This window comes from Mesorhizobium sp. M7A.F.Ca.US.005.03.2.1, assembly GCF_003997795.1.
Lineage (GTDB): Bacteria > Pseudomonadota > Alphaproteobacteria > Rhizobiales > Rhizobiaceae > Mesorhizobium > Mesorhizobium ciceri.
Genome location: NZ_RZRP01000094.1, coordinates 1 through 11,934, shown reverse-complemented (window position 1 = coordinate 11,934; position 11,934 = coordinate 1). Strand labels below are relative to the sequence as shown.

The window sequence follows — 11,934 nt, the reverse complement described above, 5'->3', positions numbered from 1 at the left end:
GCCGGACCTCCTCCCCCGGCGGGTGTTGTTGTTTTCAGGAGGCGCTCCCATCAGCAGCTGTTTGCCCCGCACCGCGCACGGCAATTGCAATCGCCGCACCAAGCGATTATTCCGGCGCTCATGAGCAAAAACCCAATCCACATCATCGGCGGCGGCCTCGCCGGTTCCGAAGCCGCCTGGCAGGCAGCGCAAGCCGGCGTGCCCGTCATCCTGCATGAAATGCGGCCCGTTCGTGGCACCGATGCGCACAAGACCGATAGCCTGGCCGAGCTCGTCTGTTCCAATTCCTTCCGCTCCGACGACGCCGACAACAACGCGGTCGGCCTGTTGCACGCCGAAATGCGGCTGGCCGGCTCGTTGATCATGAGCGCCGGCGACGCCAACCAGGTTCCGGCCGGCGGCGCGCTGGCCGTCGATCGCGACGGATTCGCCGATGCCGTGACGAAAAAACTCGAAGCACACCCGCTGATCACCATCCGGCGCGAGGAAGTGCCAGGTCTGCCGCCGACGGATTGGGACCAGGCGATCGTTGCCACGGGTCCGTTGACCGCCCCCGGGCTTGCCCAGTCGATCGCGGAAGCGACAGGCGCCGATGCGCTCGCCTTCTTCGACGCCATTGCGCCGATCATCCATTTCGACACGATCGACATGAATACCTGCTGGTTCCAGTCGCGCTACGACAAGGTCGGGCCAGGCGGCACCGGCAAGGACTACATCAATTGTCCGATGGACAAGGACCAGTACCTTGCCTTCGTGCAAGCGCTGGTCGACGGCCAGAAAACCGAATTCAAGCAATGGGAAGGCACGCCCTATTTCGACGGCTGCCTGCCGATCGAAATCATGGCCGAGCGCGGTGTCGAGACGCTACGCTACGGGCCTATGAAGCCGATGGGGCTGACCAATGCCCACAATCCGACGGTAAAGGCCTATGCCGTCGTCCAGTTGCGGCAGGACAATGCGCTGGGCACGCTCTACAACATGGTCGGTTTCCAGACCAAGTTGAAGCATGCCGAGCAGGTGCGCATCTTCCGCACTATACCGGGTCTCGAAAACGCCGATTTCGCCCGTCTCGGCGGCCTGCACCGCAACACCTACATCAACTCGCCGACCTTGCTCGACGCTTCGCTGCAACTGAAGTCGCGGCCCGGCCTGCGTTTCGCCGGCCAGATCACCGGCTGCGAAGGCTATGTCGAGAGCGCTGCGATCGGCCTGCTCGCCGGCCGCTTCGCCGCCGCTGAACGGCTCGGCCTTGCTCCGTCCCTGCCGCCGCTGACCACGGCCTTCGGCGCTCTGCTCAACCACATCACCGGCGGTCATATTGTCTCCGATGACGAGCCGGGAAAGCGCTCATTCCAGCCGATGAATGTCAATTTCGGCCTGTTCCCACCCGTCGAAGCTCCGAAGGCCGAGGGCAAACGCATGCGCGGCAAGGACAAGACCGTTGCCAAGCGGCACGCCATCACATCGCGTGCGCAGGCTGATTGCCGGCACTGGCTGGGACTTCCGGCGCAACCGGAAACGGCCGAAGCGGCGGAATAAACAGCTTCGCGTTCTGATTGGACCCCATGATCCGGGACAAAGTCGAAGACGGCTCCTTCGGTTCGGCCAGTGAAGTCATCCGCGCCGCCCTGCCTTCCAGCGCGAGGAGGAAGAGCACGCTGAACGCATGGCGTCCATCAGGGCGCGGGTGAAGGCGTCGATCGAAGACAAAAGACCCGCTGTTCCGCTCGATGAGGCGATCGACCGGGTAAAGAGCCGGATTTCGCAACTGACGAGGGAGAGCGATGATCCAGCGTCCCGCCGTCGTTCTTAGCGAAAGCGCGATCTCCGATCTAGAAGCAATTGGCGCCTACATCCTTGAGAGCAGCGGCAGCGAAAACATCGCCAACGGTTTCGTGGATCGGATAGAAGAGCGCTGTCAGAGTATCGGCAATGCGCCTCGTGGCGGTCGCTCGCGCGACGATATCGTTCGGGGATTACGACCCGTCCCATTCCGAGCATTCCGCCGTCATCACCACCTGACCGAGAACGATGTCATCCGCATCGTCAACATCTTCTATGGCGGTCGCGACTATGAGACGCTGATGCGCGACGGCGGGTCGAACGAACCATCCTGAGGCGATATTATTCAGCCGGCTCGACACCAGCCATCGGCAATCCCGGCTTTCCCGCCTCACCCGGATTTCGCCTGACATAGGCCGCCTTCAAACTCTCCGAGGTTTCGCGCGAGCCGTCATGGCTCCAGCCGGGCGGCTTGATCAGATAGTTCAGGCGATCGCTCAAGGTCAGACCGGGCGCAAAGGCATCCCTGAACATGCCGATCCATTCATGGAATGCCACTTTCAGCGGATTGAAGGTGCCGAGATTCCTGACGATGCCGTAGCGCGGCCGGTCTTCTTCCAGTTCCCCGACGAAGGTGCCGAACATGCGGTCCCAGATGATCAGCGTGCCGGCATAGTTGGCGTCGAGGTAGCGCGGATTGGTGGCGTGATGGACGCGGTGGTGTGAGGGCGTGTTGAAGACGAACTCGAACCAGCCCCACATCTTGCCGATGGTCTCGGTGTGGATCCAGAACTGCCAGACGAGGTTGAAGCCGAAGGTGAAGGCAATCACCGCCGGGTGGAAGCCGAGCAGCACCAGCGGCGCCTGCAGCATGAACATGAAGGTGAACAGGCCCGTCCAGCTCTGCCGCAGCGCTGTCGACAGATTGTAGTGCTGGCTGGAATGGTGGTTGACGTGTTCGGCCCAAACCCAGCGCACCCGGTGCGCGATGCGGTGATAGAAATAGTAGCGCAGATCATCGAGCAGGAAGGCCACCAGAAAAATCCAGATCGACAGGCCGAGATTGAAGACGCGGAACTGCCAGAGCCACAGCAACGCCCAGTAGGACACGACGCCAAGCAGCAGCCCGGCAACGACATTGCCGGTACCCATCATCAGGCTGGTCAATGTGTCGCGCGTTTCGAACGAACCCTTGGCACGGCCGGTGCGCACCAACCAAAGCTCGATCAGGATCGCGACAACGAAGAACGGGATGGCCAGTTGAGTGACCTGCGGAAAATTGTAGTCGTCCATCATGCCGCCTCTCCGCCGAAACTCTGCGGCTCAAGCGCCTTCAGCAAGCCTTGCGCATCCGTTGCGCTGGCAAAGCGGAAGCGGCCGCCCTTCCAGGTGAAATCGGCGAGCCGCAGCGAGACCGTATTCCCGTCTCCAGCGTCCAAAATCGTGACATCTTGAGGCGTGACGATGCGGGTCAAGAAGCAGTCGCCTACGCTGTGAACGATCCCGAAGCGCCCTCGCCCGATATCCAGGAACGCGGTCCCGGCATCTGCTGTCAGGCGGACCGCCGCCACGATCTCGTCGGGAAAATCCTCGGCGAATCGGCTCACTGCCTGATCGGTGCCACTGAGCGTCGCCGTCTTGCTGCCGCCGGTGAAATGCACCGCCGCAACCGACAGTGCGATGCCGAAGGTAACGATCGCCACCAATATGGGTAAGCTCATTCATCTCCTCCGAGCCGGTCTGTTGTCTTCGGCAACAGTTTGGCGCGGGGACGTCTTAACATGATTGACGTTTACGTCAAAGAGCAGGCCAGCCCCTGCTCGCACGACGCAGCAGCAGCCAATGCCGGCGCAAGGCCGACAGCCGCGCCACGCCTTCGAGCGGCGAGCCATTCTCCATCTTGCCGAGATAGGCGCGTGACAGGGCAAGTGGCAGGAATGCCGGGCGCAGCGAGACCGGGAGAGCCGGTGCGCCTTGCTCGAAGGCGGAAAGATGTTCCCGTGCCAGCGCCATCATCGCCGCCACCGCGCGTTTGGCGCCGGGTCCGCCGTCGCCGGTGACGAATTCTTCCGGCGACGATCCCGCTGCCGCCAGAATGTCGGCCGGGACAAAACATTGTCCGCGCTGGCGGTGCAGCGGCAACAGCAGCAGCAGGCCGGTCATCGCCTGTGCGCAGCCTGCCCTGCCCGCCAGTTCGGCAAAGCGCGGCGCCTCGCCGGGGTCGAGCACCATCGCCGCAAGCTGGATGAGTGCTGCGGCCGTCTCGCCGCAATAGCCTTCCAGATCGGTGCGCGACGGCATCGGGTCGTCGTAGAGGTCGAAGATGCGCGCATCGAGCATGTTCTCGAAGGCCGGCTTCGGCAGGCCGAACGTCGCTATCGTAGCGTTCACGGCTTCGGCAGTGGGATGGCCGGCGCCGGCCTCGCCGCCGGCGGCAATGACATCGCGCCACCATTGCAGCCGCACCTCGCCCGGTAGCGCCTCATGGATGCGATCGCGAATACCTGATATCTCCGCGTTGAAGGCGTAGAGCGAAAACAGCGCGTAGCGCTTGCCGTCCGGCGCGTAGAGCGCGGTCAGATAGCGATCATGGTCGGCGGCACGCACCGCGTCCATGACGATTTCAGCGCTTCGAGGCATATCAATCGACGGCAATGAGCGCGGCAGCCACGGCGCGCTCTTCCGCCAGAAGGACATTGTAGGTCCGCACCGCGGCACCCGTCGACATCGGGTCGGATGCAATGCCGGCGGCCTTCAGCGCGGCCCGCAATGCAGCGGGCAACGGCCGAAGATCCCTGCCCATGCCGACCAGCAGGATCTCGATCTTGTCGGCCTCGGACAGCAGCCTGTCAAAATCCGCCACCGTCAGCGCCAAGGGATCCACCGGCTCCCAGCCATGGATGCCGGATGGCAGACAGAGCAGCGAACCGCGATGCGACATGTCGGCAAAGCGGAATCCGCCATTGCCGTAGGCTTCGATCGGCGCGCGGCCCGGGAAATGCGCCTCGCGGATGACGATGCCTTTGCTGGTCACCGTTAAACCTCTTCGGGGGGGCGCGTCAGGTCGCGACCGCCTTGCCGCCATTGACCGGCTTCTCCTCGTCGGCTGAAGCCTGCGGCCGCAGCTTGAACAGGATCAGCAGCGGTGCGGCGATGAAGATCGACGAATAGGTGCCGAAGATCACGCCGAACAGCATGGCCATGGTGAACGAGCGGATCACCTCGCCACCGAACAGAACCAGCGCCAGCAGCGCCAGGATCGTCGTCACCGAGGTCAGCGTCGTTCTCGACAGCGTCTCGTTGATGGCGTTGTTCAGGAGTTGCGGCAGCGGCATGCGCTTGTATTTTCGCAGATCCTCTCGGACACGGTCATAGACCACGATCGTATCGTTCAGCGAATAGCCGATGATCGTCAGGATCGCCGCCAGTGACGACTGGTTGAACTCCAGCCCGGAGATGACGAAGAAGCCGAGCGTCATGACCACATCGTGCACCGTCGCCACAATGGCGCCGACCGCGAACTGCCATTCGAAGCGGAACCAGACATAGATCAGGATGCCGAGCAGCGCGATCAGCATGGCGATCGTGCCTTGCTTGGCGAGCTCGCCGGACACGGTCGGTCCCACCACTTCGACGCGGCGGAAGTCATAATTATCCTGCAGCTCGCCGCGCACCTTGTCGATGACGGTCTGCTCGGCATTTTCGCCACCATCCTGCGTCCCGACGCGGATCAGCACGTCGTTCGGCGTACCGAACTGCTGCACCTGGACTTCACCGATGTTGAGTTCGGTCAGCCGCGCGCGGAGGTCGGCGAGATCGGCATTGCCGCTCTTGGCCTGCACTTCGATCAGCGAACCGCCCTTGAAATCGATGCCGTAGTTGATGCCGACGGTCATGAACAGCACCACCGACAGGATCGAAAGTGCGCTGGACAGCGTGAACGTCCAGCGACGGATGCCCATGAAGGGGATCTTGGTGCCGGGCGGAACGAAGGTCACCGGCGCCTTCGGCAATTCCTTCGGGCGAGCCCGGCGCAGCCAGATCGAGACCAGCAGACGGGTGAAGGTGAAGGCGGTGAAGACGGTCGTCAGGATGCCGATGGCATAGGTGATGGCAAAGCCCTTCACCGGACCGGTACCAAGATAGAACAGCACCACGGTGGCGATCAGCGAGGTGATGTTGGAATCGACGATGGTCGCCAGCGCCTTGGTGAAACCGGTATCGATCGCCTGGATGACCGAGCGGCCGGCGCGCCGCTCCTCGCGGATGCGCTCGTAGATCAGCACGTTGGAATCGACCGCCATGCCGATGGTCAGCACGATACCGGCGATGCCAGGCAAGGTCAGCGTCGCGCCAAGCAACGAGAGCACGCCGACGATCATCGCCACGTGCACCGCCAGCGCGATGTTGGCGAGGAAGCCGAGGAAGCCGTAGGCGACGAACATGAAGGCAACGACGAGGATAGAACCGATGATGCCGGCGACCTTGCCGGCATGGATCGAATCCTGGCCAAGGCCCGGACCCACTGTACGTTCTTCGATCACCGTCAACGTCGCCGGCAGTGCGCCGGCGCGCAGCAGCACGGCGAGATCGTTGGCGCTCTGGGCGGTGAAATTGCCGGAGATTTGGCCGGTGCCGCCGAGGATCGGCTCGCGGATCTGCGGCGCCGAAATCACCTGGTTGTCGAGGATGATGGCGAACAGCTTGCCGACATTTTGCGCCGTGGCCTGGCCGAAGCGCGCCGCCCCCTTCGAATCGAAGCGGAACGACACCACCGGCTCGTTGTTCTGCGAATTGTAGGTCGCCTGCGCATCGACGAGGTTTTCGCCCGAGACGATGACGCGGTTCTCGATCAGATACGGAACCGGCGGATCGTCCTGCGAATACAGCACCGACGAGCCGGCAGGCGGACGGCCGTTGAGCGCGTCCTGCACCGGCATCGACTGGTCGACCATCTGGAAGGTCAGCTTGGCGGTCTGGCCGAGGATTTCCTTCAGCCTTTGCGGGTCCTGAAGACCCGGCACCTGGACAAGGATACGGTCGTCGCCCTGCCGCTGCACGATGGGTTCGGTCGTGCCGAGTTCGTTGACGCGGCGTTCGACCACCTCGATCGACTGCGTCAGCGCGGTCGACGTGCGGTATTTGATGCCGGCATCGGTGACGTTGAACTTGAGCAGGCCGGGCTCGGAATCGTCGAGCGTCATTTCCTGCACGGAACCGCCGGTGAACAGGCCGGCGGCGACCGGATCGGTCAGCGTCTTCAGCGCCGTCTTGGCGGCATCGATCTGGGCGGGATCGGTAATGCGAACCTGCAGGGTCCGCCCGGTGCCGGCAAGGCCGGTATAGCCAATCTTGGCGTCGCGCAGCAGCGTGCGGATTTCGTCGCGCGTCGTCTCCAGCCGGTCCTTGATCAGATCGTTCTGGTTCATTTCCAGCAAGATGTGCGAACCACCCTGCAGGTCGAGGCCGAGCGTCATCTGCCGCTTCGGCACCCAGTTGGGCAGCTGCGCCAGCGTGCTGGCGGAGAACAGGTTGGGCGCGGCGAGGATCACCGTGATGGCCACGGCCACCCAGATCAGGATCATCTTGAAGCGCGAGAAATACAACATATGGCGTCGTCCGTCAGAGCGTGTCCGCGGATCGCTCCGCCTAAAATTGGATTATTTCTTGGCGTTCTGGTTGGCCACCGGCTCGCCCTTGACGCGCACATCGGCGATCGTCGAGCGCAGCGCCGTCACCTTCAAGCCATTGCCGAGGTCGACCTCGAGCTCGTTGTCGTCGATCACCTTGGTCACCTTGCCGACGAAGCCGCCGCCGGTGACGACCGTGTCGCCGCGACGGACCGCGGCCAGCATCTCGCCGCGCTTCTTCAGCTGCGTGCGCTGCGGCCGGATGATCAGAAAATACATGATCACGAAAATCAGGACAAACGGCAAAATATTGATGAACTGGAACATATCGGGAGAAGCGCCGACGCCTTGGGCGTATGCCGGTGTCACGAACATCGAGGTACTCCTGAATTTTGAAAACAGCCGCCAATTTGGCGGCCCCTTGAAATTTGGCCGGAATATAGTCGGTAAAGTTGTCAATGCAACTGCGCGGCCGGCCAAATCGGCTGCTTTTCCGGCCTGTTGAGCCGTGTTAGAGCAGGATCGCAAAAAGCGCGAGCCGGTTTCCGCAAAAAATTATGCTCGAACAAAAGGTTGCAACCGGTTTTGTATCAGGCGAAATCGGGCAGCTTCACGCCCCAAGACATCAAAAACGCGAAAACAAAAGACAGACATGACCGACAGCAGCATTGAGGCCCTGAACCAGAAACTCGACCGGCTGATCGAAGCGGTGAGCCGCCTTGCCCCGCCGCCGGTGCCCCAAACCGACCTCCGCGAGGCCGATTGCTTCGTTTGGCAGGCCGATCCGGGCTATCTGGAACCGGTGCACAGGGTTAACCGCGTCGACATCGGACTGATCCGTGGCGTCGACCGCGTCCGCGACATCCTTGTCGACAACACCGAACGCTTCGCTGCCGGCTACCCGGCCAACAATGTGTTGTTGTGGGGCGCGCGCGGCATGGGCAAATCGTCGCTGGTCAAGGCCGTGCATGCGGAAATCAACGCCAAGGCCAGGTCCGACCTGCCGTTGAAGCTGATCGAGATCCACCGCGAGGACATCGACACGCTGCCGAAGCTGATGGGTCTGCTGAAGGCGGCGCCCTTCCGCTTCATCCTGTTTTGCGACGACCTCTCCTTCGACCATGACGACACCTCCTACAAATCGCTCAAGGCAGCGCTCGAAGGCGGCGTCGAGGGCCGTCCAGCCAATGTCATCTTCTACGCCACCTCGAACCGCCGCCATCTGTTGCCCCGCGACATGATCGACAATGAACGCTCGACCGCGATCAACCCGTCCGAAGCGGTCGAGGAAAAGGTGTCGCTGTCCGACCGCTTCGGGCTGTGGCTCGGTTTCCACAAATGTTCGCAGGACGAGTATCTCGACATGATCGACGGCTATGTCCGCCATCACGGGCTGACAATCGATCCCGACACGCTGCGCGCCGAAGCATTGGAATGGGCGACGACGCGCGGCAGCCGCTCGGGCCGCGTCGCCTGGCAGTTCACCCAGGATTTGGCTGGCCGGCTCGGCAAACCGCTGAAGGACTGATGCGTTGGATAGCGTCGCCAACGCCATCCGATGACAAGATCATTTGGGCGGCTGCGACCGCCGCAAATCACGCGGCGTTTGGCCGATCTCACGCCGCATCCAATGCGCCAGATGTGACTGGTGCGCGAAGCCCGTCAATTCCGCCACCTCGCTTGTGCTGAGATCGCCTTGCTGCAGCAGGACGCGTGCGCGTTCGACGCGACGCCGTAGCACGTAGCGGTGCAGGGTGAAGCCCGTCGCCGCCTTGAACCATGTCCGCAAGTGCGAACTGCTGGCGCCGGCAACCCGGCTCAGTCGATGGATCGACAGGGGTTCGTGCAGCGCAACCTCGATATGCTCCAGCACGCGCTTGAGCTGAGTATCCGACAGCCGGCTCGCGCGATCGATATCAGGTTCACCGAGGCCAAGCAGCCTCACAGCGAGCGCGGCGCCGATGCTGTCGGCAAACAACGACCCGCTCGGCGACTTCGCATTGAGATCGCTCTCCAGTGCTCGCGCGAGGTGTTCGATGCGCTGGTCACGAAGCAGGTGACGTGTGCCGAGCGGCAATGCGCGCGCCTTGCCGCCAAGTTCGGCTGCCACCCTTTCCATCAAGGCCGGTTGTAACGCGATCTCGATCGTGTCGAACGGGGTCTCAGCCTCGAACCCACCCTCCTGACCGGCGGGCACCAGGTCGATATCGCCGGCGCGCCTGACGAAATATCGTCGAACCTCATGGCAGTAGGAGCGCGTCGCGGCACTTGCATGCACCATGATGCGATGGTGTGGCGCCCGGAGCAGACGATGGACCCCGGCTTCGACATGCCGGGAGGCCAATGTTACGTCGGACGGGGATCGGGCCGGGGCGACTTGCGAGAGCATGCTTTCTCGATTCATGGCAAAACCTGTTCAAGACTTGGCAATTCCCGCGCGATTTTCAATGCCGTGGCTATGTACCTACGCCTCTCCATAAAACTTGGATGAGAGGTTATGCCATGAGTTTCTATGTTGTTGTGGGAGCAGGCCCGGTTGGTCGCGAGACCGCGCGGCTTCTGGGCGAAGAAGGCCATGATGTTGTCTTGACGAGCCGGAGTGTCGGTTCGAACGCGCTGCAAAACGTCCGGACCGTGCACTCCGACGCCACCAATGCCGCGGAACTGGCGCGTATCAGCCGAAACGCCGACGCGATCTTCATGTGCGCCATGGCCGCCTATCACCGCTGGCCGACCGACTTCTTCCCAATCATCGACGGCACCGTGCGGGCTGCCGAAGCGGTCGGCGCGAAGCTTGTGGTGCTCGGAAATCTCTATGGCTATGGCAAAGATGCCGAAAGCCCGCTTCACTCCGACCTGTCTCTGGATCCGACTTCGAAGAAAGGAACCGCCCGGACGATCATGTGGCAGCGGGCGGTCCGTGCGGACGTGCCGGCCGTCGAAGTGCGGTCCAGCGATTATCTTGGACATGGCGCGATCAGCTCTTTCTCACTGGTCGCGCTGCCCTCCATACTCGAGGGGAAACCGACGGCTTTCATTGGCGACCTCGACGCAACTCACGCCTGGTCCTTCACGAAGGACGTGGCCAGGACACTGGTCGCTGCCTCGCGCTACACGGGCGAATGGGGACGGGCGTTCCATGTTCCATCGCAACACGCCCCATCCCGGGAACTCATCCGGGCGACCGCGGCAATGCTTCACCGTGAAATTCCAGAAACACGCTCCTATTCCATCTCCGAAGTGGAAGCATTGGGCATGCATGAGCTTATCGAGATGAGCTATCTCTTCGACAAACCCTTGCTGGTCGATTCCTCCGACGCGGAGACGCTTCTCGGCGTCAAGGCCAGCAGCCTTGGCGTCATGATCGCCGACACTCTGCGCGACCATCTTTGAAGCTTGAAGACTGGCGCGTCGCACCGGAACTGAAAAAGCCCGCTCCTTTCGGAACGGGCTGAGCCGGCGGGCCGGACTGGAGGTCAGACGGCCCGCAAATTGCTTTTTTTCTTCTATTCGAAACAGCCCCGACTATTCGAGATAACCGGAGGGATCGACTGGCGCCGAATTCTTGCGCACTTCGAAGTGCAGCTTCGGCGAGTCCGTCGTGCCGCTCATGCCCGACAGCGCGATCTCCTGGCCGCGCTTGACCTTCTGGCCGCGCTGCACCTCGATCGAGCTGGCATGGCCGTAGACGGTGACCAGGCCGTTCTCGTGGCGCACCAGCACCGTGTTGCCGAATTCCTTGAGGCCGTCGCCGGCATAGATGACGACACCGTTCTCGGCCGCCTTGACCGGTGTGCCCGTCGGCACGGCGATATCGACGCCGTCCTTGCCCGAGCCGAAACCGGAAATCACGCGGCCGCGCACCGGCCAGCGCATCTTGCCGATGCCGGTGGCATCAGGCGCGACGGCATCGTCGGCCTCGGCCTGCTGGATGACCTTCGAATCCTTTTTCGGCGGCGTGTAGGACGCCAGCGTTTCAGACGGCGTGGTCTTTGCCGCGGGCTGCGTGGTGGCCGTCGTCACCGGATCGACCTTGGCCGGCTTGGCAGCGGCGACGGTCGCGGTTCCGCCGGCCGGCACCTTCAGGGTCTGGCCGATCTTGAGCAGTCCGTCCTTCATCCCGTTGGCCTGCTTTAGGGCAACGACGCCGACGCCGGTCTTCCTGGCAATCGAAGACATCGTGTCGCCCGACTGGACCGTGTAGGTCCCAGCAGCGCCGGTCGTCTTGGCAACCTGCGGCTTGGGCTCCTTGGGCTGGTTTGCTGCGGCCGACGCGTCGACCTGAGCGGCGGACTTGCCTTCCTTAGGCTTCGGCTGCTGCGGCAGAACGGCGACCTTGTCCGGCGCAGTGGCCGGCAGGTTGTGCTTGCCGTCTTTCGCCGGCTTGGCATCCGCGACCTTCGCCTCGCTCTTGCTGGAATAGGCATAGGCCGGGATGACCAGCTTCTGGCCGGTCTTTAGCCCCTTGGTCGCGCTCAGCCCGTTGACCTTCATGATCACGTCGGACGGCACCTTGTAGCGC

General features: G+C 62.7%; 13 protein-coding genes. 5 read left to right on the top strand and 8 right to left on the bottom strand.

What is annotated here, in order from left to right; translation table 11 throughout:
- Positions 1–120: 120 nt before the first annotated feature.
- The 3 genes from trmFO (at position 121) to EN991_RS08010 (ending at position 2,117) form a co-directional block, all read left to right on the top strand.
- Complete coding sequence (gene trmFO / locus EN991_RS08020) at positions 121–1,539, top strand: methylenetetrahydrofolate--tRNA-(uracil(54)-C(5))-methyltransferase (FADH(2)-oxidizing) TrmFO (RefSeq protein WP_127368531.1); 1,419 nt, start codon at positions 121–123, stop codon at positions 1,537–1,539.
- Positions 1,540–1,565: 26 nt separating this feature from the next.
- Positions 1,566–1,691 carry a type II toxin-antitoxin system ParD family antitoxin gene (locus EN991_RS41760; RefSeq protein WP_224675324.1) on the top strand — a complete coding sequence of 42 codons (126 nt, stop codon included), beginning with the start codon at positions 1,566–1,568 and terminating at the stop codon, positions 1,689–1,691.
- A 93-nt stretch (positions 1,692–1,784) separates the two neighbouring features.
- Complete coding sequence (locus tag EN991_RS08010; protein ID WP_127368530.1) at positions 1,785–2,117, top strand: type II toxin-antitoxin system RelE/ParE family toxin; 333 nt, start codon at positions 1,785–1,787, stop codon at positions 2,115–2,117.
- A gap of 7 nt (positions 2,118–2,124) precedes the next feature.
- Here EN991_RS08010 and EN991_RS08005 read toward each other — a convergent pair whose 3' ends face one another.
- The 6 genes from EN991_RS08005 to yajC all read right to left on the bottom strand — a co-directional run bounded on the left by EN991_RS08005 (position 2,125) and on the right by yajC (position 7,787).
- Complete coding sequence (locus EN991_RS08005) at positions 2,125–3,075, bottom strand: sterol desaturase family protein (protein WP_206519177.1); 951 nt, start codon at positions 3,073–3,075, stop codon at positions 2,125–2,127.
- Complete coding sequence (locus EN991_RS08000) at positions 3,075–3,485, bottom strand: hypothetical protein (RefSeq protein ID WP_337123853.1); 411 nt, start codon at positions 3,483–3,485, stop codon at positions 3,075–3,077. Before EN991_RS08000 ends, EN991_RS08005 begins: the two co-directional genes overlap by 1 nt.
- A 94-nt stretch (positions 3,486–3,579) precedes the next feature.
- A complete protein-coding gene (locus tag EN991_RS07995) occupies positions 3,580–4,422 on the bottom strand; it encodes a phytoene/squalene synthase family protein (protein WP_164753889.1) in 843 nt (280 codons plus the stop codon).
- A gap of 1 nt (position 4,423) precedes the next feature.
- Positions 4,424–4,867, bottom strand: a complete 444-nt coding sequence (locus EN991_RS07990; RefSeq protein ID WP_050596163.1) for an Mth938-like domain-containing protein — start codon at positions 4,865–4,867, stop codon at positions 4,424–4,426.
- A complete protein-coding gene (gene secDF / locus EN991_RS07985; protein ID WP_063172318.1) occupies positions 4,842–7,391 on the bottom strand; it encodes a protein translocase subunit SecDF in 2,550 nt (849 codons plus the stop codon). Before secDF ends, EN991_RS07990 begins: the two co-directional genes overlap by 26 nt.
- 51 nt (positions 7,392–7,442) lie before the next feature.
- Complete coding sequence (gene yajC, locus EN991_RS07980) at positions 7,443–7,787, bottom strand: preprotein translocase subunit YajC (protein ID WP_127368526.1); 345 nt, start codon at positions 7,785–7,787, stop codon at positions 7,443–7,445.
- A 277-nt stretch (positions 7,788–8,064) separates the two neighbouring features.
- On the opposite strand from yajC, the gene EN991_RS07975 reads away from it, so the two are divergent.
- On the top strand, positions 8,065–8,940 hold the full coding sequence (locus EN991_RS07975) for an ATP-binding protein (RefSeq protein ID WP_024503854.1): 876 nt from the start codon (positions 8,065–8,067) through the stop codon (positions 8,938–8,940).
- 39 nt (positions 8,941–8,979) lie between these two features.
- On the opposite strand, the gene EN991_RS07970 is transcribed toward EN991_RS07975, so the two are convergent.
- The gene (locus EN991_RS07970; RefSeq protein WP_127368525.1) at positions 8,980–9,801 is read right to left on the bottom strand and encodes an AraC family transcriptional regulator; all 822 of its coding nucleotides are present in this window, start codon (positions 9,799–9,801) and stop codon (positions 8,980–8,982) included.
- Between the two features lie 113 nt (positions 9,802–9,914).
- Between EN991_RS07970 and EN991_RS07965 the strand changes: the two genes are divergently transcribed.
- A complete protein-coding gene (locus tag EN991_RS07965; protein ID WP_127368532.1) occupies positions 9,915–10,805 on the top strand; it encodes an NAD-dependent epimerase/dehydratase family protein in 891 nt (296 codons plus the stop codon).
- 132 nt (positions 10,806–10,937) lie between these two features.
- Here EN991_RS07965 and EN991_RS07960 read toward each other — a convergent pair.
- Positions 10,938–11,934, bottom strand: a 997-nt coding sequence (locus tag EN991_RS07960) for a peptidoglycan DD-metalloendopeptidase family protein (protein ID WP_127368524.1), incomplete at its 5' end; no start/stop codon positions are given.

What these genes read in the sequence shown, in the direction of transcription:
- trmFO (WP_127368531.1), top strand. Translation starts at nt 121, where the DNA reads ATGAGCAAAAACCCAATCCACATCATCGGCGGCGGCCTCGCCGGTTCC.
- EN991_RS41760 (WP_224675324.1), top strand. Translation starts at nt 1,566, where the DNA reads ATGATCCGGGACAAAGTCGAAGACGGCTCCTTCGGTTCGGCCAGTGAA.
- EN991_RS08010 (WP_127368530.1), top strand. Translation starts at nt 1,785, where the DNA reads ATGATCCAGCGTCCCGCCGTCGTTCTTAGCGAAAGCGCGATCTCCGAT.
- EN991_RS08005 (WP_206519177.1), bottom strand. Translation starts at nt 3,075, where the DNA reads ATGGACGACTACAATTTTCCGCAGGTCACTCAACTGGCCATCCCGTTC.
- EN991_RS07995 (WP_164753889.1), bottom strand. Translation starts at nt 4,422, where the DNA reads ATGCCTCGAAGCGCTGAAATCGTCATGGACGCGGTGCGTGCCGCCGAC.
- EN991_RS07990 (WP_050596163.1), bottom strand. Translation starts at nt 4,867, where the DNA reads ATGGCGGCAAGGCGGTCGCGACCTGACGCGCCCCCCCGAAGAGGTTTA.
- secDF (WP_063172318.1), bottom strand. Translation starts at nt 7,391, where the DNA reads ATGTTGTATTTCTCGCGCTTCAAGATGATCCTGATCTGGGTGGCCGTG.
- yajC (WP_127368526.1), bottom strand. Translation starts at nt 7,787, where the DNA reads ATGTTCGTGACACCGGCATACGCCCAAGGCGTCGGCGCTTCTCCCGAT.
- EN991_RS07975 (WP_024503854.1), top strand. Translation starts at nt 8,065, where the DNA reads ATGACCGACAGCAGCATTGAGGCCCTGAACCAGAAACTCGACCGGCTG.
- EN991_RS07970 (WP_127368525.1), bottom strand. Translation starts at nt 9,801, where the DNA reads ATGCTCTCGCAAGTCGCCCCGGCCCGATCCCCGTCCGACGTAACATTG.
- EN991_RS07965 (WP_127368532.1), top strand. Translation starts at nt 9,915, where the DNA reads ATGAGTTTCTATGTTGTTGTGGGAGCAGGCCCGGTTGGTCGCGAGACC.